The 18,102-nt window shown below is 62.7% G+C and carries 18 protein-coding genes; 3 read left to right on the top strand and 15 right to left on the bottom strand.

Annotated elements, in window-relative coordinates:
• Positions 1 to 10: 10 nt before the first annotated feature.
• The 4 genes from AC1DYC_RS14675 to AC1DYC_RS14660 form a co-directional block, all read right to left on the bottom strand.
• Entirely contained in the window at positions 11 to 1,222 is a 1,212-nt protein-coding gene (locus AC1DYC_RS14675; protein WP_477408308.1) for a nickel/cobalt transporter, read from the bottom strand.
• A gap of 8 nt (positions 1,223 to 1,230) precedes the next feature.
• Entirely contained in the window at positions 1,231 to 1,899 is a 669-nt protein-coding gene (locus AC1DYC_RS14670) for a DUF1007 family protein (RefSeq protein ID WP_477407316.1), read from the bottom strand.
• Between the two features lie 89 nt (positions 1,900 to 1,988).
• Positions 1,989 to 2,888 (bottom strand): LysR family transcriptional regulator, encoded by a 900-nt coding sequence (locus AC1DYC_RS14665; RefSeq protein ID WP_477303665.1) that lies wholly within the window; start codon positions 2,886 to 2,888, stop codon positions 1,989 to 1,991.
• Positions 2,889 to 2,891: 3 nt separating this feature from the next.
• Positions 2,892 to 4,091: an amidase gene (locus AC1DYC_RS14660; RefSeq protein WP_477407314.1), complete on the bottom strand. Its 1,200-nt coding sequence runs from the start codon at positions 4,089 to 4,091 to the stop codon at positions 2,892 to 2,894.
• Positions 4,092 to 4,630: 539 nt separating this feature from the next.
• Between AC1DYC_RS14660 and odc2 the strand changes: the two genes are divergently transcribed.
• Together odc2 and AC1DYC_RS14650 are read left to right on the top strand one after the other, a co-directional pair.
• Entirely contained in the window at positions 4,631 to 5,764 is a 1,134-nt protein-coding gene (odc2, locus tag AC1DYC_RS14655; RefSeq protein WP_477233069.1) for an ornithine/lysine decarboxylase, read from the top strand.
• A gap of 90 nt (positions 5,765 to 5,854) precedes the next feature.
• Positions 5,855 to 6,424: a GNAT family N-acetyltransferase gene (locus AC1DYC_RS14650; protein ID WP_477407313.1), complete on the top strand. Its 570-nt coding sequence runs from the start codon at positions 5,855 to 5,857 to the stop codon at positions 6,422 to 6,424.
• A gap of 86 nt (positions 6,425 to 6,510) precedes the next feature.
• On the opposite strand, the gene AC1DYC_RS14645 is transcribed toward AC1DYC_RS14650, so the two are convergent.
• The 4 genes from AC1DYC_RS14645 to AC1DYC_RS14630 all read right to left on the bottom strand — a co-directional run bounded on the left by AC1DYC_RS14645 (position 6,511) and on the right by AC1DYC_RS14630 (position 8,573).
• Positions 6,511 to 6,894 (bottom strand): SCP2 sterol-binding domain-containing protein, encoded by a 384-nt coding sequence (locus tag AC1DYC_RS14645; RefSeq protein ID WP_477407311.1) that lies wholly within the window; start codon positions 6,892 to 6,894, stop codon positions 6,511 to 6,513.
• Positions 6,895 to 6,990: 96 nt separating this feature from the next.
• Positions 6,991 to 7,539 carry a hypothetical protein gene (locus AC1DYC_RS14640; RefSeq protein ID WP_477407309.1) on the bottom strand — a complete coding sequence of 183 codons (549 nt, stop codon included), beginning with the start codon at positions 7,537 to 7,539 and terminating at the stop codon, positions 6,991 to 6,993.
• Positions 7,540 to 7,570: 31 nt separating this feature from the next.
• Positions 7,571 to 7,987, bottom strand: coding sequence for a hypothetical protein (locus AC1DYC_RS14635; protein ID WP_477233066.1), 417 nt, complete (start codon positions 7,985 to 7,987; stop codon positions 7,571 to 7,573).
• A gap of 13 nt (positions 7,988 to 8,000) precedes the next feature.
• Positions 8,001 to 8,573 carry a rod-binding protein gene (locus tag AC1DYC_RS14630; protein WP_477407308.1) on the bottom strand — a complete coding sequence of 191 codons (573 nt, stop codon included), beginning with the start codon at positions 8,571 to 8,573 and terminating at the stop codon, positions 8,001 to 8,003.
• 387 nt (positions 8,574 to 8,960) lie between these two features.
• Here AC1DYC_RS14630 and AC1DYC_RS14625 point away from each other — a divergent pair, with 387 nt between their 5' ends.
• On the top strand, positions 8,961 to 9,917 hold the full coding sequence (locus AC1DYC_RS14625) for an alpha/beta fold hydrolase (protein ID WP_477407306.1): 957 nt from the start codon (positions 8,961 to 8,963) through the stop codon (positions 9,915 to 9,917).
• A 110-nt stretch (positions 9,918 to 10,027) separates the two neighbouring features.
• Here the strand turns inward: AC1DYC_RS14625 and AC1DYC_RS14620 are convergent, their stop codons facing one another.
• The 7 genes from AC1DYC_RS14620 to AC1DYC_RS14590 form a co-directional block, all read right to left on the bottom strand.
• Entirely contained in the window at positions 10,028 to 12,271 is a 2,244-nt protein-coding gene (locus AC1DYC_RS14620; RefSeq protein ID WP_477407304.1) for a glycosyltransferase family 4 protein, read from the bottom strand.
• Positions 12,268 to 13,236 carry a hypothetical protein gene (locus AC1DYC_RS14615; protein ID WP_477407302.1) on the bottom strand — a complete coding sequence of 323 codons (969 nt, stop codon included), beginning with the start codon at positions 13,234 to 13,236 and terminating at the stop codon, positions 12,268 to 12,270. Before AC1DYC_RS14615 ends, AC1DYC_RS14620 begins: the two co-directional genes overlap by 4 nt.
• Positions 13,233 to 13,673 carry a S24/S26 family peptidase gene (locus tag AC1DYC_RS14610; protein WP_477407300.1) on the bottom strand — a complete coding sequence of 147 codons (441 nt, stop codon included), beginning with the start codon at positions 13,671 to 13,673 and terminating at the stop codon, positions 13,233 to 13,235. Before AC1DYC_RS14610 ends, AC1DYC_RS14615 begins: the two co-directional genes overlap by 4 nt.
• 10 nt (positions 13,674 to 13,683) lie before the next feature.
• Positions 13,684 to 14,088 (bottom strand): PqqD family protein, encoded by a 405-nt coding sequence (locus tag AC1DYC_RS14605; RefSeq protein ID WP_477407298.1) that lies wholly within the window; start codon positions 14,086 to 14,088, stop codon positions 13,684 to 13,686.
• Positions 14,089 to 14,162: 74 nt separating this feature from the next.
• Positions 14,163 to 15,578, bottom strand: coding sequence for a nucleotidyltransferase family protein (locus AC1DYC_RS14600; protein WP_477407296.1), 1,416 nt, complete (start codon positions 15,576 to 15,578; stop codon positions 14,163 to 14,165).
• 321 nt (positions 15,579 to 15,899) lie between these two features.
• On the bottom strand, positions 15,900 to 17,072 hold the full coding sequence (locus tag AC1DYC_RS14595; RefSeq protein WP_477407294.1) for an NAD(P)/FAD-dependent oxidoreductase: 1,173 nt from the start codon (positions 17,070 to 17,072) through the stop codon (positions 15,900 to 15,902).
• The gene (locus AC1DYC_RS14590; RefSeq protein ID WP_477407292.1) at positions 17,069 to 17,788 is read right to left on the bottom strand and encodes a class I SAM-dependent methyltransferase; all 720 of its coding nucleotides are present in this window, start codon (positions 17,786 to 17,788) and stop codon (positions 17,069 to 17,071) included. Before AC1DYC_RS14590 ends, AC1DYC_RS14595 begins: the two co-directional genes overlap by 4 nt.
• Between the last annotated feature and the right edge of the window lie 314 nt (positions 17,789 to 18,102).

The following is an 18,102-nucleotide window of genomic DNA, read 5'->3' as shown; positions in this document are numbered from 1 at the left end:
CCCGCAATCATCAGACGCTGCCAGTCAGGCTCGCCGACAGGAGCAATAGTCCGAACAGGAAGACGAAGGCGGCGCCGCCGATCTCGACGAAGGTGTGGATGCGGTTGCCCATGCGGCCGTCGCCGGCGAAATAGACCGCCCAGTTCTTGGCGGTAACGGCAATCGTCGCCAGCGCCGAGACGGTGATCGCCGTGCCGAGCGACATCGCCAGCACCGATAGCAGGCCGCCGAGCCACAGGCCGTTGAGCAGCGCGAAGCTCAGCACAATCAGCGCGCCGGAGCAGGGACGGATGCCGACAGCGGCCACCGCCGACCACGCCGTGCGCCAGTCGAAGCGGTCGCCCGACAACAGCGCCGGATCGGGCGCATGCGAATGGCCGCACGTATCGCAGACCTCGCCGGCGGCGTGATCGTGATGAGCATGGTCGTGATGCGCATGATCGTGGTGAGCGTGGTCGTGATGGGAATGGTCATGTCCGGCATGATGATGATCGTGGGCGCCGTGATCGTGAGGGTGATCGTGCGCGGCATGATCGTGATGGGCGTGAAGCGCGTGCGAATGAGCATGCGCGGAATTGCTATGGGCGGCATGCGAGTGGCCGGCGTGAGAATGGCCATGGGAATGGCCGGCATGCGCCGCCGACAGGCTGTAGGCGGGTGCCTTGCCGAACCAGCGCAGCACCGTGGGCCCGAGCTTGCGCCACAACAGCCAGGCGCCGAACAGAGTGACGAAGACATAGCTCATGATCTCCATGAACCAGGCTGCGTCGGTCATCGAGATGGCGGTGCCGCGCAACACGAAATAGGCAAGCAGCATCACCACGACGGCGGTCAGGCCCTGCAGCAGCGCCGAGACGAAGGACAACAGGATGCCGCGCCTGAGCGCCACTTCATTGGCCACCATGTAGGACGAGATCACCGCCTTGCCGTGGCCGGGGCCGGCGGCGTGGAAAATGCCATAGGCGAAGGACAGGCCGATCAGCAGCCACATCTTGCTGCCGTCTTCGCGCATCGCCTTCATAGCCGCGGCCAGCGCGCGATAAAATTCCTGCTGGCGCATATTGATCCACATCAGGATGTGGGCGAACGGTCCGGTGGTGGGCGCCATGCCGTCATTGACGCCGATGCCGAGCGAGCTCTGGGCGTGGGCCTGCCCGAGAAAGTGCGTCATCACCAGGGCAGCGGCGACGAGGCCGAATGCCAAACGCAGGGACGGTTTCATCACCGGATCTATCCTTCTGGCGGGCAGTTCAGTTCGAGCTTGGTGGCGAAGATCTTGCTCATGTCAGTGCCTGTCGGGTCGTTGAAGAAGGCTTCCGTCAGGGTCTTCTGGTTTTCCTTGATCGCCTCGTCCGGGTCGGGCCGGATGACCTTGCTGGTGCAGTTCGACGGCAGGCCTTCGACGGTGATGTTGGAATCCTCGGTGAAATCGATGGCCGTGTAGAAGGTCGGGTCGTAGACGCCGAAATCGATCTTGCCGGCGAGCTTGATCGGCTCCTTCGGTTCGGATTCGAACAGGATGATCAGCTGGTCATTGTCGAAATTCGCCATCAAATGAGGCGGCGGCGTCATCGGCACGTCCTTGCCGTCGACGGTGACGAGCTGGAAATAATTGAACTCGGCCAGCGAGGCATGGACGGTGTCGGCGACATCCTTCAGCTCCTTGTCGTCAAGCTTCAGGTCGGAGTTCTTGTCGAACTCCATCATCACCGTACTCGAAAACAAATCGTCGAAGCGCCAGAGATGGCGCAGCGCTTTCACACTTTGGTGATCCGGGGAGAGGATCACGTCGAGGCGAGCCTCGGCGAAGACGTGCGGATGCGCGCCAGCCGCTCCGACGGCGGCAAAAGGCGCCGCCAAGGCCGAAGTCAGCATGATTGCGTGGCGATTCAGGTGCATTCTCGGTCGCTGTTCCATCGGCCTCGGGAAGATTTCGAGAGGTTACCAGAAAGCGGGCGAAATTGGGACCGCGACACGGTCAAGACAGGTCAAGCGCCCTCGCGGTTCTTGAACCACTGCACCAGGAAATCGACGAAAACGCGGACCTTGGCCGGCAGATAGCGGCGATGCGGGTAGACGGCGAAAATGCCACTGCCTGATTGGATGCGGTCGTCGAGCAAGGAAACCAGCTTGCCCGATGCAAGGTCGGGGGCGGCGATGAAATCAGGCAGGATGGCGAAGCCCAGGCCCGACACGGCGGCAGCGCGTGCGGCCATCGGACTGTTGACTTCGATCGGCCCCGACACGTTGACGCTGACGGACTCCTCGCCATCGCCCTTGAAGCGCCAGTTGGCGAGCGAGCGGCCATTGGTGTCGACGATGCAGGGCATGTTGGCGAGATCCTGCGGGCGCGTCGGCTTGCCGTGCCTGGCGATCAGTTCCGGCGATGCGCACAGCCTGACCGAGAATGGCCCCAGGCGCCGGGCGATCAGGGAGGAGTTCTCCAGCCGCGAGATGCGCACGGCAAGGTCGAAACCTTCTTCGACCAGGTCGACGAAACGGTCGTCGAGATGGATGTCGAGCACGATGTCGGGATGCTGCTTGGCGAAGTCGATCAGCGACTGGCCGATCGGCGCATCGGCAAAGGTGCGCGCCGCGGAGAGCTTGATCCGGCCGCGCACGTCGCCGGAGGATTCGCGCACCGCGTCGGCCAGGCTGTCCACCTCGCGCACGATTTCCGAAGCGCGGCTGTAGTAGGTGTGGCCGGCCTCGGTCATCGAGAACTGCCGCGTGGTGCGGTTGAGCAGAAGCGCGCCGAGTTCGTCCTCGAGTTCGCGCACATATTTCGACAGCAGCGCCTTGGAACGGCCAATCTTGCGCGCCGCGGCCGAAAAGCCTTCGGCCTCGACGACGTCGATGAAGGCGCGCATGCGGGTCAATGTATCCATGGATCAGGCCTTTCGTGCCGTATCGAGAAGCCGCCGGCCGAGCCGTATAAGGGCAATGTCGCTGCCGGGAGGGCCGAGCAGCGAGAGGCCGAAAGGGGCGCCTTCGACCGAGCCCAGGGGCAGGGTGATTTGCGGAAAGCCTGAAAGACCCGAAAGACACAAGAGATGCAAGGCCCTTTCGCGGTAGGCCTGGAGCTGCTCAGGCGAGCTTTTGACCAGAGGGGCGGGGCCTGGAACGGTGGGCAGGACCAGAAACCCGTCCTGGCCGAGCAGCGCGGCGAGCTCGGAGCGGAAGGTCAGGCGGCGCACCGCCTCGGCCTGTGCGGTCTTTGCGTCGATGGTCCGGCCAAAGCCGAAGCGCTCCTCGACGCCGGGCCCGAGAGCGCGCTCGCCAGAGGTTATCCAGGCGCCATGCTGCTGCCAGGCCTCGGCGGCCTGCAGACGGCGAAAGCACCAGTAGAGCTCGTCGGGGAAAGAAGCGAAGACGTATTCCACCGGCTTCGGTTCACCGACCACAGTGGCCGCCAGCGCTCTCATCCTGGCATATTCGGCTGCCTCGGCCGGACCGGCCACGAAGGCGTCCAGCCAGCGGATCGAAAGCGGCCGGTTGAGCGGGTACTGATGTGGGTCGCGGCCGAGCAGCAATTTGCCGATCGTCTCATAGGTTTCGATGTCGTCGGCGAACCAGCCGAACGTGTCGAAGCTCGGCGCCAGCTTCATGGTGCCTTCCAGCGAAATGCGGCCATGCGTGGTGCGCAGCCCGATCAGCCCGCAAAAGCTCGCCGGCGCGCGGATCGAGCCGCCAGTGTCGGAGCCGGTGGCAATGTCTGCAAGCTTGCCAGCCACCGCCGCCGCCGACCCGGAGGACGAGCCGCCGGTGACGCGATCGGGCGCGGCCGGGTTCACCGGAAACGGAAAATGCGCATTCTGGCCCATCAGCGAGAAAGCGAGCTCATCGGTCTGCGTCTTGCCGATGAAACGCGCGCCGGCATCGAGAATCACCTGCACGGCCGGCGCCGTGCTTGACGCGGCGTGCGCTTCGGCGAACTTCACCAGATTGCCGCAACCGGTGCGGTAGCCGGCGACGTCGTAAATGTCCTTCACAGCAAGGCGCAGCCCGGCCAGCGGGCCCAGTTCCGCATTGGCGACCGGCATGCGGCGAAGGTCGAGGAAGGCGTTGAGCGGGCCGTGCGTCCCTGGCATCGTTCGATATCCGTATACGGTTGGCGCAGCATTGTTCGATGCCAGAAATTTTACAACCTGGGATACGATTTTTATTGATTGTGAAATCTTTCGATCTTATATCGCGCTTGCCCAAAGTCGCACGTGCCTGTGGGTGTCCGCCGATCCTCGAATGGTGAGGGAAATCGGTAAGGTAACTGGAGCCAACCCCTCCAGTCGGTCTAGCGGCCAACCGCCAGCCCGAGGACACCTTGAAGCAACGACGGTGCGGGCCTTTCTGGTTCTCTTCCGGTTGTCCAAATACCGGGGTTACTAAAGAGGCACACCTTCATTGCCGGCAGTGCGGACGGGTCTCCCATCCAAGCCAAGGCAGACAAAGCGAACCGAGGCCGGGCAAGGCCAAGGTTCATCGCCGCGAGACGGCGTTTCATGGTTCCGGGGTCTCCACCGGCTGGTTCCATGAATTCGACGTCCCGCCTTTGTTTGACCGCGTGTTCGCGAGGCCGACGGCCCGCGTCCGCACCCTTGTGCGCGCCGAAAGGCGCGATGGAGAGACCCCGATGGCCACCCAGCGCATCCTTGACTTCCTCGCCACCCGACGTCCGTCCGGCCCCTGCCTCGTCGTCGACCTCGATGTCGTGCGCGACAATTTCCGCGCCTTCGAAAAGGCGCTGCCCGATTCCAAAATCTACTATGCGGTGAAAGCAAACCCGGCGCCGGAAATCCTGCGCCTCCTTGCTGCGATGGGCTCGTCCTTCGACACCGCTTCCGTTGCCGAAGTCGAGATGGCGATGGACGCTGGTGCGCCGGCGGACCGCATCTCCTTCGGCAACACCATCAAGAAGGAGCGTGACATTGCACGCGCCTACCAGCTCGGCATCCGGCTGTTCGCGGTCGACTGCGTCGAGGAAGTCGACAAGATAGCCCGCGTCGCTCCCGGCGCCCGCGTGTTCTGCCGCGTGCTGACCGATGGTGAAGGCGCCGAATGGCCGCTGTCGCGCAAGTTCGGCTGCGTGCCGGCGATGGCCGTCGACGTGCTGCGCCATGCCAAGACGCTCGGCCTCGACGCCTATGGCGTGTCGTTCCATGTCGGCTCGCAGCAGACCGACCTGACGGCATGGGACCGTGCGCTGGGCGACGCCAAGAAGGTGTTCGCGACGCTCGCAGACGAAGGCATCGTGTTGAAGATGGTCAATATGGGCGGCGGATTCCCGACGCGCTATTTGCGTGACGTGCCTGCGGCTCAGGCTTATGGCCAGGCGATCTTCTCGGCGCTGCGCAAGCACTTCGGCAACGCTATCCCGGAGACCATCATCGAGCCGGGCCGCGGCATGGTCGGCAATGCCGGCGTCATCAAGTCGGAAGTCGTGCTGATCTCCAAGAAGGCCGACAACGACAATGTGCGCTGGGTGTTCCTCGACATCGGCAAGTTCGGCGGTCTGGCCGAGACGATGGACGAGGCGATCCGCTATCCGCTCGTCACTCGCCATGACGGCACCGAGACCGCGCCTTGCGTGCTCGCCGGCCCGACCTGCGATTCGGCCGACGTGATGTACGAGAAGACGCCATACCCGCTGCCTCTGTCGCTGACCATCGGTGACGAGGTGCTGATCGAAGGCACCGGCGCCTATACGACCACCTACTCGGCGGTCGCCTTCAACGGCTTCGAGCCTCTCCGATCCTACGTGATCTGACGGCTTCGGCCTTCAGATCACCCCAGGCGGGCGTTTGCGTCCGCCCGGGTTCGCCTGTGGAACAAGCTCCGCTCGTGAAGGATCGCGGAAATGAAAATGCCAGTTGAACTCGTGGACCCCTTGCCGGTCCTTGCCATCGTCGCCGAAACCCCTGCCGATGTCGCGGCGCGTGAAGCGTTGCTCGACCGCGCCATGGGGCCGATGCGGCGCAAGAAATCGTCGGAGAAGCTGCGGCGCGGCCGCCGGCCTTCCGAAGGCCTCGCCTTTGTCGTGCGCGATGCGTCGGGCGCGGTGACCGGCACCGTACGGCTGTGGGATGTGAGGCTGGGCGAGGGTGGCCCGGCAGCGCTGCTGCTCGGCCCGCTCGCCGTCGACCCGGCGTTGAAGAACGCCGGCATCGGCTCGGCGCTGATGCGCCATGCCCTGGCGGAAGCGGCGCGTCTCGGCCATGCTGCGGTGCTGCTGGTCGGCGATGCGCCTTACTATGGCCGCTTCGGCTTTTCGGCGGAGAAGACCGGTGCGCTCGCCATGCCTGGTCCCTATGAGCGGCATCGCCTGCTGGCGCTCGAGCTGGTCGAGGGTACACTCGACGGTGCGCATGGCACGCTGAAGGCGGCTGGGCGCAAGCTGAAGGCGCTGCCGCTGACCTACGCGGCGTAAGCCCTCGGCTTTCCGAGGTGCAAAAGCCTGGGGGTCGACAAAAGCAAAACGCCGCCGATGGGCGGCGTTTTGCTTTTGCGACGGGATTAGCCGAGCAGCTGGCTGAGTGCCATGGCGACCGTCATGTCGCCTTCGACTTTTATCTTGCCGGACATGAACGCCATGGTCGGGTTGAGGTCGCCGGCGATCAGCGAATCCAGATCGTCGAGCGAGAGCTTGACGGTGCAGTCGGTCGGCGCGTCGGTGGTCGAGACGGTTGCGCCGTCGATGACGATGACGCCGTCGCTGCCGGTATCGAACTTCACCGAATGTTCGAACCCAGCGCTCGCCACACGCGACTTGATCCTCTCGGCAATCTCCTGAACGCCCATGCTGTTCTCCTCGTCTGTTGCGTTTTGCCGCGCTTCAGTGACCGGCCTCTGCCGAAGTCGCTGTCTCGCGCGTGCCGCGATCCTGGTCGCTTGGCGCATATAGCTTCGAGTTGACGTAAACGTCAACGCGGTCGCGATGCGTCATGTCGTTTCAGTCGGAGGGGGTGAGGCGGAGAAATCAGCCCTGCGGCGGGGTCAGTGTGCTGCAGCCGGCTTGGCCGGCTCGGCCTGCGCCGATTCCGCCGCAGCAGCGTCGGTCGGCGTAGCCGGCTCCTTGTGACGGCGCATGGCGTTGTCTCGGATCTCGTCCTTGGTCAGGAAGTTGACCTGGTCGATCAGCACTTCGTGCACGAGATTGGCGCCGACGCGTGTGTTGACGGTGTCGCGTATGGCGGTGCGGAAGGCGTCGAGATCGATGGTTTCCTTCTTGGTGAAGTCGATCTGGGGGTTGGAGTAGAGATAGGAATAGACCTGATCGGTCATCAGCGCTTCGGCCGGGATCGACATCTTCTTTATCTCGGCCGGCTCGACCGTGTAGACGAGCTTGGTGAGGAAATAGCCGTCGATCTTGGAATTGCGGATCAGCGGCACCGAGATGACGTCGGTCTTGACGTAGTCGAGACCGCCCAGCATCGGCTTCGGCGTTTCGCCGACGCCGCGCTCGCCGGCCGCCTGGAACGAATAGAACACGGCGCCGAGCGTAGCGGCGCAGATCCAGATCGCGGCGGCGATGAATTTGATCACCGGCTTTTCCCGCCAAGTCTTACCCGGAACATCAGCTCGCCCATCCGAATTCACCGGCAGAGTAGGTACCGTCGGCTTCGGCGCGCTGGATGGCGTTCTTCAGGAGCGTCGCGACCTCGTTGACCGCATTGAGGTGAGCGAGGATCGCCGCTTCGTTCTTCGCCAGTTTCTGGCGCAGCCGCGCCAGGCTGTCGCGATGCTCTTCCAGGAATTCGATCTCGTTGGCGCCCTTCATGGCGCGGGTCAATTCATAGAGGTAACGGCTCTTGCGGGCGTTGGAGGCCTTGAGGTCATAGCTGGTGTCGTTCTTCAGGCCCGCCGTCTCTTCCTCGACCGCCTCCTCGATGCGGCCGATGATGGCGGCAAGGTTGCCCGGCCGTGCAAAAGGGATCGGCGCCTCGGAAGTCCGCGCCGGCAGGTTGGAAGAGAATTTTGAAAAATCGGCCATTGAAAATCCCGGTCTAGATCTTGATGTCGGTTTGGATGGTCGTCTCGTCGCCGGTCATCGACCGCGCGACCTTGCGCTGCAATTCCTCGACCAGCGAGGTGGAGAGCCGGGTCTGCTGGTCGATCTCGGTCTTTTGCGGCCCGGTTGATACCGGTCCGATCGGCACGGTGCGCTTGCCGTCCTTGTAGTGGTCGGCCAGCAGCGACTTGGCGATACCGATGCCGCCGCGCTCGGCCATGACATCGGCGACGCGCTCGGCGAGCTGCGATTTCCACATGTCGCCGGCCAGCCCCTTGCCGTAGACCCCTTCGGTGTCCTTGGGCAGCATGTTCTGGATGAAGGTCTGCAAGACCATCGCCTCGAACTTCTTGAACTTGCTGGCGGGATCGGCGTTCGCCGCGGCCTTGTCGGCGGTGGCGCGGGACAGGATCGAGCCGGCATCGACCGAAGCCGCCATGTCGACAGAAAAGGCGCCGCCAACGCCGTTGGCCCGCTTGGTGAGCGCGGCACGGGCAGCCTCGATGTCCGTCGGGTCGACGGCTCGGGCAACATCGAGAACGATGTCACTGGGTGGAGAAATCGCCAAGAAAGTCCGCCTCTTTGCCGGGTTCCTGGAAAGACCATGCCGCAACAAGCTTGTGGCAGGCTTGCCAAGAGAGCAGAGGCGAAATCCGGATGGGGGATCGTCTGCTTTCGCGCCAACTACGGACATCGCCAAGCCACTACTCGCACGTCGCGTTTTGGCCGAGAGCTGTCCGTCGGGTTCCAGACAGAGCTAGGGCAAAACCCGTCGTTCCGCTTCCGCCATAGCTTGATCTTGCCATCGCGCTTTACACCGCGGCAAATAAGGATATTGTACGTCCACAAGGATATGAAATATCCTTAATTGATAGAGCCCGCCTATCGGTTCCAGAACCGCAGTCAGAAGGCCTTTCATCAACAACGCGTCTTACTCACAACCGAAAGCCTGACAATGATCAAACCCCTTCTCGCCGCCGCCGCTTTCGCCATCCTCGCCCTCAGCCTGCCCGGCACCGCCGCTGCGCAGTCTCCTGTCCCTGCGGCGACGTTGCAGACCGTGATCCGCGATGGAAAGATCAAGGTGAACGGCGTCCAATATCATTATTTGATAGCCATGGGCCGCGGGGAGCCGATCGTCCTGCTCCATGGCTGGGGCGAAACATCCTATATGTGGCGTTATGTGATGCCTGCACTCATCGCACGTGGGCACACGGTGCTGGCGCCCGATCTTCGGGGGTTGGGCGACACAGCGCGGCCGGCCACGGGATATGACAAGGCGAATGTCGCGCGCGACATCCAGGCGCTAGTCGCGGCACTGGGCCTAGGGCCGCGCGTCACCGTCGCGGGGCACGACATGGGTGGTATGATCGCTTATGCCTATGCCGCCCAATATCGCGATGAGGTATCGCGGCTCATCGTCATGGATGTGCCACTCCCCGGAATCGACCCTTGGAAGGATATATCGGCGACGCCCCGAACCTGGCATTTTCGCTTCTTCAACGTGCGCGATCTGCCCGAGATGCTCATCACCGGACGGGAAAGCGAATTCATCCGCTGGTTCCGAAACGTCGAGGCTGTCAATACCAGTGCGCTAACCCCGGAGTCGGAGGATTATTACGCGAAATCCTATGCGCGACCCGGCGCGCTGCGCGGCGGGTTCGAATACTATCGCGCTTTTGCGCAAGACGAGATCGACAACCGCGCTTTAGCCAAGCGGCCGCTGAAGATCCCCGTTCTTGGTCTAGGCGCGTCGGGAGGATTGGGGGACACTATCGGTATCCTGCTGCGCAACGTGGCAAGCAACGTGAAGACGATCATCATCGAGGATTCGGGCCACTGGATCGCCGAGGAACAGCCACAGCAGGTTGTCGCGGCGCTGACCGATTTCATCCCGCCGCCGTCGAATTGAGCCGCCACCGTCCGCCGTCACTCTTGAGCTGTCGTGCAGATCGCTGGAGATCCGAGTTTGCATTGCGCGATCCTGTCGCGATCTATCCGCAGCCTGTACTGCCGGTCGTGCTATTGACCAGTGATCGCTGCCTTGATCAGCATTTGACGGGCAGCGACCTGGAGCCGGTGCTGCTTTTCCGCCGCTTCGCGCTGGGAAAAGATCCGACGCGGGATTGTATCCTTCACTTCGCGCAGATTTGCCTCGACCTTGTCAGTGGATGACCTCCAGTTCAGCCTGGCCTGTGCGAACTCGATCCCGGTCTCCTGCTTTGAACGCAATGCAACGCGACCAGCCTCAAATATCTCGCGCATGGTCTTTGCGAGCGCGTCGACCCGCACCTCGCAAAAATCAACCGCCTCCACGTCCATCTCGAAGCCCATCGCAAGATTGATGTTGCGTGAGAACGGCAGCCGGATGCGCCGTGCCGGGACCAGGAAGGACGTGGCTGGCGAGCAGTAGTCCATCGCCGGCCCGAGGTTCGGCACGATCGATGGCAGTCCAGATGCCATGGCTTCGAGGATCGGCTTTGCAAAACCTTCGGCGCGGTAAGGAAACACGCCGACATCGCAGCCTCGAAATAGCGCGGCGAGCTCCTCGATCGAGAGGTGCTGATCGATATGGACGACCAGCGGAGGATCGACGCGATCGTCGGCTTGGAGGATGCCTTCGACCTCACTGCGGCCCGCGTAGAATTTGTTCTTCGAGTCCCCCTTGATCACCAGTGCAACCATATCGCTCGCCGAGAAGGCGGATTGGTAAGCCTTGATCAGGATATCGATGCCTTTGCGTCGCACCGCTCCGCCGACGAAAAGGAACGCAAAGCGGTCGCTTGGAACCAGTGGCGTGACAGGCCCGTCAGGACGGAAAACATCGGCATCGAAGCCGACCGGCACCACGCGTATCATTGCCGGATCGATCCCGCTCGCGCGGGCCTGCTCGGCGATCCATTCCGTGTACACCCACAATTGGTCGAACTCGGTTTCGATCTTGGTGACCCAGCTTTTCGGATAGGGTCCGAAATCCGACGTTCTGACCGCGATGCAATGGCCGGCGTCAGGCGGCCGGAAATCATTGAAGTCGTGCAGATAGTCGTGCAGCAAAACAGCGTCGTGCACGTCGTGCCGGTCGTCATCGATCGACCTGATCGTGTAGCCGCGGCCGGTCAGATCCTCGCTCCAGGCAGCGTTGTCCTTCTTGAAGGATTCCACGCCGCCAATCCCGCCCGAAAAGGCGATGGCCGGCGATGTCCAATCCGGAGCTGAGGAGAGCGATCGAATTGTCTGGGAAAGCAGGTGCACAGGTTCGCTGCGCATGATGCGGCGTGCCCGCGCGCAACTCTCCTGCAGTTCGGCTGGCGGAATGAGATGCCCCTTTGTCGCCGCCGACAAGCGGCTCTCCCAGGCATCGATGCTCGTGTAGTCGTCGATACCCATCGCACCGTCGCCGACGATGTCCCTGAGCCCGCCTGCCCGGCTGGCAAGGACCGGGATCGCATTGGCCAGAGCCTCGACGGCGATCCGCCCAAAAGGTTCGGGCCATTGCGAAGGCACAAGAACCAGCTTGCTCAGCGCCAGGAAATCGCGCGGCCGCATGCGGCCGGGCAGCTCGACATTCGGCAAGGCAGCGGCTTCACGCACCGTGCTGATCGACAGGTCGCTGCCCGGCTCACCGACGAGCATGAAGCGCTCGTGCGGAAACCGGCGCGCCATCTCAAGGAAGATGTCGCTGCCCTTGTGGCGATACCCACAAACGGCAGTGATGCAGGCGGCATCGCCGGCCGCGGGTTCAGCGATGAGCACCTCATCTTCGTCCCAGGAGTTGAGCAACACCTCGCTGTCGCGATGAGCGCGATCTCGCAGGAACCCCTGCATGTGCTGCGAGCAGGTGAAAACGTGATCCGCAGACTTCAGAACGAAGTCGATATCATCCGCAGGCAAAGCGCGGTGCGCTGGAGGAATCGACCACTGCAGCCTTTCCTCGTCCGAGGGCGGCGAGAACTCGTAAGCGTGTATCCACAATATGCGCGGAATGCGGAAGCGCCGTGCCACTCGGAACGCCGGCACCGCATCGCCCAGCGAGGCGATGATGACGTCGGGCCGCTCAGCGCCGACAATCGACTTCAGTTCTTCCACGTCGCGGAATCCGCGCAGGCGAATTCCGTCGCTGGTCTGCTCGAAAGGCGCCGGGTGGGCGGAGAGCATCTCGCAAGCGAAGCCATAGCACGCATGGAGCTGCCGCAGTGCCGCCCGCGCAGCGCGCTCGGCCCCTCCGGCGACTTCGCATGCATTGCTGATGACGTAGAAGATCTTCATGGCCGGCTCGGGTCCGTGAGGTGCTCGAAAAGCTGGTCGAGACCTTGATAGTCGCGGGTCAGGGTCAAGGCATAGGCCGGAACGCGGGCTGCGAGCTCGGAGACATAGCCCAGCGCATCCAGATGGTCTTGCGTTCCCGCAAAGCGGTTGGAAGGCGCAAGGGAATGCAGCAAGCGAACCGCCACCCGACTTGGCGGCAGGCGGTCGAGTTCGAACGCCTCGCCGATCCTGGGGAAAAAGATCTGCTTGAGAGGATAGTCCACATAGGGCGCGGTTGTGAAATGATCGGCAGTCGCAATCTGCTTCTTCGCGATGCCGCCAAAATCGAGCGCCGGCAAGGCCAGATGACCGAACAGGCGCCGCTCGGCATCCGCCATGATCCGCATGGTCTCGTCGCATCCACTCACCGTGAATGCCTTGCCGTTTCGATGGATCATGACATCGTCATCGGCCAGCACCAGCGCGCCGCGGCCGGCGAGATAGGCGCAGGTGCTGCTCTTGCCCGCCCCCCTATCGCCGACGAACATACTGGCCACCCCGTCGAGACAAACCGCCGAGGAATGCTGCCTGACATAGCCCATCCAGAACAGGATCTTGTTCAAGAGAACGACGAGATAGATGCGCCTTTCCGCGTCGGTCAGACCGGTCTTGTGAACGGTGAACCGGGCGCGCGACGCGTCGCCGGCGCGCGACGCGTCGCCTTCCAGCGCGGTCTGCGCATCGATCGCCTCGGTGCGAAGCGTGCCGTCGGCCGTGATGACCAGGCCATCGGGAGGCACCACAAACTGCGTCGGTCCGGGGCTATCGACGATGTCTAGACGCAAGCCGACCGGCAGTTCGTCGTCGCAGGGCCGCAGCCCTGTCGAATAGATCTGAGCGAGGTCGTCGAGGTAGCGTTCCTGCGACGCCTCGACTTCGATGCGAAGGCTGCCAATCCTGAGAATGGCAACATGCCCCGGCCTCACTGTATGGGTCCGGTTGCCGGCCGGAAACGGCCGCGCAAGGACCGCCACCAGGCATGAAGCAACGAGCGCCGTGCCGTGCGCCGCCACTCCGGATCCGACATTGTAATCCAAAGGTTGCCGCGCAGGCGCGCTTCCGCCCGCCCCAGAATGTCGTCTCGGTGGGCGTAAAAGTGCAGATATTTCCAACCGTCGCAGTAGAGCGTCAGCCGATCGGCCTGCTTGGAGAAAATGCGCCGGGTCGGGAACTTTTCGCCATTGCGATAGGTCACGATATCGCCGCGCGCCAGGTCGGCCCAGGCGACCGGCCGCACGACCACCATGTCGCCCTCCTGCAGGAAGGGCAGCATGCTGTTGCCGTGGAAATAGAGCGAGCGGTCGGTCGATGAGACCGACACCTGAAGCTCCTTGCCGATCATCCTGGCGTGGTCGGGGTCCATCGGTGGAAGTCTATTCGCCGCTCAGGATCAGCTGCTCGAGCTCGCCGTGGCGCTCAAGCGTCGGCTTCTCGTAGACTTGCGGCAGTTCGACAGTGTCGGCGCCCTCGAGCTGCGGCGCAGGACCGTCCGCCGACACGATCAGGCCTTCCGATTCAAGCTGTGCGATGGTTTTGCCGACATCGCCGTTCCAGTCCGCCGACTGGGCGCCGAAACGATCCTCGAACATACGGGCGATTTCCTCCGGCTGCCGGCCTGAGACAACAAGCTCGCGCAGAACGAAGGTGCCGGTGCGGTTCATGCTGTAATAGGCTGATGTCTCGGCATTGATCAGCACCGCTTCGCCGTCGATGAAGCGACAGGCTGACCCGTTTCCCTTTAGTCCGTAGGCCGACATTGGTTTTGCAGCTGTGTTCATGGTTGCACTCTTATTTGTGTGAGGCACCGCAATCAAGCCGAGCCGCCAAATATTCCGACCGGGTTCGAAAGACGTCAATTGCCCACCGGTTCAATCGTCAGTGACATGCCCTCGGCGATACCTGTCGTCGGTGTGTTTTCCGCGTTGAGGGCAACTACGGTGAGCCGCGCTGGGTCGGGCAACTGCACGGGATGGCGAAAAGTCATGCGAGCGCGCCAGGATAGCGGCGATATGGGCAGAAGCCGGTACGCCAGTCGAAACCGGATTCGCCCGATCCACTTGTCCTCAGCCAAGACATCGAATGACAGGCGTTCCAGTCCTGGCGGAACATCGGCAAAGCGAACGGTCAATCCGCCTTCGCCTATGCCGCTTACCGGCATTGTCGCTCTGCCGTTTTCAAACCTGCACCAGCCTGCCTGCTTGCGACGCAGCGAGGGCGCCACCAGCCAGGATGTCTTCCAGCTCGGGATGTGCGCCAGCCAGCGCCAGGAGCGATGCAGCTCCGCGCCGATGACAAGGGCGCGATCAAGCCGTGTACGCGCTCGCGTCGGTTTCATCGATGCCGCGAGTTCCCGACGGTAGAGCGGGTTGGAACCATCGCGCTCGCAGGCCGCAAGGATCGGCGCTGGAACCACCGTGCCAAGCTCGTTCAGGAGCGCCGCTGCTATCATCACCGGCAAGCCAATCCGGCGTCGACGGATTTCGTCGGCGACGATCTGGGGGTCGAATGAAGCATCCTGAAGTGCGAGGTATGAATCGACAAGCCAGTCCGCGGGGCTGTCGTCGTCAAAGACCAGACCATGCGCAATGGCCTGGAGGAACCGGTCCGAAGCCGAGGGTATCTTGACAGCTATACCGAGGATCTCGGCATCGACCGCCCGCTGCCACAATCCAGCGTCGTAAGATCCGAGCCGACCGAAGCGTAGCGGTGCGGCATGAAAATCGATCTCGATGTAGTCGGGCCGACCGGCGGCAAAAAGCGGAGCAAGCGCCCTGGATTTGACGGGCCCAGGGAGAACCCCGCTGATCGGTCGATAGCCCGCGCCTATCGCGATCTCCAAGGCAAGCGGCAATTCATCCGGTCTGAACAGGAGATCGATGTCCCTGATCGCTCGCAAGTGCAAGTCTCTGGGGTTTGCGGCTATGCGCGCTCCCCCCTTCAGCAACATGACCGGCATTTTGGCGCCCAGGCGCTCAATCAACGGGCAAGCGGCGGTCAGGCGCGCATGGTTGGCGAGAAAGGCATTGCGGCGCGCGGCAGCAACCTTGTCAGATGCGCTGCTTGAAATTCCCAACTGCGTCAGCCTCTCGGCCACTGACGGCATCAAACGAACTTCGGCCGCGCTCGGCTCGATGGCCGCTCTGGCCTCCGACCACTGCCGCCAGGCCATGGCGGCGTCACCGCCTTCGCTGATGACGACCCGAAGCAGCAGCCATGTCGGCTCTGCCGGGCGGGCCAACTTGACCAGTCTTGCAAGGCTCACCCTCATGTGCGGCAAATTCTGGCTTTCCAGCGAGGGTGGAGGCGGGAATGCCCGGCTCCAGGCGACTTCAAAGACATTGCGGACTTATCCATACAGGCATTTCAGGGCCCTACGTCGCGGTGTCAACGGCTGGCTCAATCAGCCAACCAAATGATAGGCGTGGCGGAACATCGCGATAAGCACGAGCGCTCGATCCAATGTCAGCCCTGGCACATCAGGCGTAAGAAGCATCTCAACGGAAGCCTCTCGGCGCACGCGCGGATCTGCTCGACGTCTGCGTCACCCCAGCGCCTCATTCAGTTGGCCAATAAGCGGCGCTACTCAATGTCAAAAGCCCGGAACAGGCTGGGTCTTTCCACTCAATCGAGCGCCAAGCGTCAAAGCCGCCGGAAAATTTTTGATCACGGCGCGCATGGCCGTTCCGCCACCGGGCCCAATCGCTATTCGGGCTATCAAGGCTGCGGCGCGCAGACGAGCCGAGAATTGCCGGCGCCACGCGCGTTCGTAGCGACGTCCGGCCGCGTCGTGGCCCTCGGGACCCTTGCCCGATGCGATCAGTTCTCTCGCAAGAAGCCAGCCGGATTGCAGCGCCATCGAAATCCCTTCCGCGATGACAGGATGTGACTCACCCGCGATGTTGCCGACGCGGAAGATGCCCTGATCATAGCCAGCGCGAATGCCGGGATGAATCGGTCCCGCGGCGAGCCATGGGCCATCCAGTTCGGCACCGGCCAGCGCAGTCTCTACGCCTTGGCACGAGGCCAGAACGTGGCGCCACAATGCATCGGCGGCCGCAATGTTTCCAAAGCGCTGGCGCAGGCCGGATAGAACGTCCCGGCGGATGCAGCAGGAAATCGAAACCCGGCCACGGTCCGCTGTTACCATTCCACCATAGCCGCCCGGGAATACCAGCAGCGGCATCAGGTCGGGCGGCAGCGCGGCGCCGGTAAAATGCGCCTTGAACCCGAAAAGGTCGGAGGGGGCGCTTGTTCTTTCAATCTGGCTTGGAAGTTTCCCGGGTTCCCAGGATCCGTGCGCGGCAATGATGACAGGTGCACTCAAAATCTTTTGGTGCTGTTCCGCCTCCACGGTCACAAATTGCAAATCATCGCGCCGACGAATGGCGACAGCCTTGCAAGGCTGGAGAATTTCGACACCCGCGCGTTCTGCGGCCTGCAGCAGGATGTAATCCAAACGGTCGCGGCCGAGCGCGCGGCCGAGACCCGTCTTGGCGATCGGCATTCGCGCTTGCGCCGAGACATCGCCCGAAAAGAACCCGACGCGACGTATTTCGGGGCCGGCTTCCGCGCGCCAGATCTCGCCGACGCCCAACCGGTCGAGCAAGGCCAGGCTGGTCCCCGACATGAATTCGCCGCAGACCTTTCGGCGCGGAAACACCACCTTCTCCACCATTGCCACCGACCAACCATGCTGGGCCAGCGCAATGGCGGTAGAACTGCCGGCGGGGCCAGCACCGATGACTATCGCGTCGTGCATCATCTGGTGCCGGGCATGCTTGCCCCGGGGAAACTGGCACCGACAAAACCTTGAGTGAACAGGCCTTTGCGGCCCTCCATCACGGGCGTGCCCCCTGACAGTTGCCACAGTTGGGAAAGTTCCGTGCCGCGGAAACCGGCGCGGACACTTTGCGTCGCGTCGTTGAGTGTAACCGCGCAGGCGCCGATCAGTCGCAGGAACCGGGTCGCGACAAGCGGCACCTTGGCCCTAAGCGGCTCCGTCGTGACGAGCATCGGAGCCATCGTCATGATACGGGAAAACAGCTCCAGGAGCCGCGTGTCGTCGAAGTGATGGAGGATAAGGTTGGCGCAGACAAGGTCGAAAGGCCTGTCTCCTGTCCACTCGAAAATATCGGCGGTTACGGGTTGCGCCCGCCAACCAAATTTGGCGAACGCGTCGCACACATCCTTGCCGATCAGTCCGATTCTGTCGACCATGACGAGCTCGACGTTGGGCCAACGCCGCGCCATCAGCCGCGCTACGGTCAGCATGAACTTTCCGTCGCCGGCGCCTAGTTCGAGGATGCGCAGCGGCGGCGTTTGCACGTTCGCCCGCATGAGCGATGCCATGAACCTGGCCTGGAACATCAATGCGTTGATGCGAACGAGATCACGACGCGATGCGATCGCACGCGGATCATCGGCCGCGAGGCCGTCGAGGAGCTCTGGCTCCAGATGCCGGATGTTTATGTCGGTCATGCGATGGATCGGCAACCTAGGGCATCAGCCGTCAATCCGGCAAATAGAATTCGGCCGTACCCGTATGGCTGCGCGCAGTTCATGACGGAACTCGCATGTGAACTCAATCCGGATGGCGAGGTCTCTTTCATACAGGATCGGAGGCTGGTATCACAATTTGCTAATAAGAAATATCGGCGCCACGCAATAAAATGCCTTATGCCGACGTTTGCCTTAGGAAACGCTTCCCGAATTCCTAGACCTCTTATGAGACCCGATTGGGCTCATTGTCGGAGCAATTTTGTCCCCTCAAGCGTATCTGAACCGCATTGCCA

The organism is Mesorhizobium sp. P2_E7, from assembly GCF_056403855.1.
The sequence above is the reverse complement of the archived record's forward strand: the minus strand, read 5'-3'. Positions and strand labels throughout refer to the sequence as shown.

Excerpts from the sequence above, each read along its gene's own strand:
- AC1DYC_RS14675 (WP_477408308.1), bottom strand. The coding sequence starts at position 1,222 with ATGAAACCGTCCCTGCGTTTGGCATTCGGCCTCGTCGCCGCTGCCCTG.
- AC1DYC_RS14670 (WP_477407316.1), bottom strand. The coding sequence starts at position 1,899 with ATGCACCTGAATCGCCACGCAATCATGCTGACTTCGGCCTTGGCGGCG.
- AC1DYC_RS14665 (WP_477303665.1), bottom strand. The coding sequence starts at position 2,888 with ATGGATACATTGACCCGCATGCGCGCCTTCATCGACGTCGTCGAGGCC.
- AC1DYC_RS14660 (WP_477407314.1), bottom strand. The coding sequence starts at position 4,091 with ATGCCAGGGACGCACGGCCCGCTCAACGCCTTCCTCGACCTTCGCCGC.
- odc2 (WP_477233069.1), top strand. The coding sequence starts at position 4,631 with ATGGCCACCCAGCGCATCCTTGACTTCCTCGCCACCCGACGTCCGTCC.
- AC1DYC_RS14650 (WP_477407313.1), top strand. The coding sequence starts at position 5,855 with ATGAAAATGCCAGTTGAACTCGTGGACCCCTTGCCGGTCCTTGCCATC.
- AC1DYC_RS14645 (WP_477407311.1), bottom strand. The coding sequence starts at position 6,894 with ATGCGCCAAGCGACCAGGATCGCGGCACGCGCGAGACAGCGACTTCGG.
- AC1DYC_RS14635 (WP_477233066.1), bottom strand. The coding sequence starts at position 7,987 with ATGGCCGATTTTTCAAAATTCTCTTCCAACCTGCCGGCGCGGACTTCC.
- AC1DYC_RS14625 (WP_477407306.1), top strand. The coding sequence starts at position 8,961 with ATGATCAAACCCCTTCTCGCCGCCGCCGCTTTCGCCATCCTCGCCCTC.
- AC1DYC_RS14620 (WP_477407304.1), bottom strand. The coding sequence starts at position 12,271 with ATGAAGATCTTCTACGTCATCAGCAATGCATGCGAAGTCGCCGGAGGG.
- AC1DYC_RS14610 (WP_477407300.1), bottom strand. The coding sequence starts at position 13,673 with ATGGACCCCGACCACGCCAGGATGATCGGCAAGGAGCTTCAGGTGTCG.
- AC1DYC_RS14605 (WP_477407298.1), bottom strand. The coding sequence starts at position 14,088 with ATGAACACAGCTGCAAAACCAATGTCGGCCTACGGACTAAAGGGAAAC.
- AC1DYC_RS14600 (WP_477407296.1), bottom strand. The coding sequence starts at position 15,578 with ATGAGGGTGAGCCTTGCAAGACTGGTCAAGTTGGCCCGCCCGGCAGAG.
- AC1DYC_RS14595 (WP_477407294.1), bottom strand. The coding sequence starts at position 17,072 with ATGATGCACGACGCGATAGTCATCGGTGCTGGCCCCGCCGGCAGTTCT.
- AC1DYC_RS14590 (WP_477407292.1), bottom strand. The coding sequence starts at position 17,788 with ATGACCGACATAAACATCCGGCATCTGGAGCCAGAGCTCCTCGACGGC.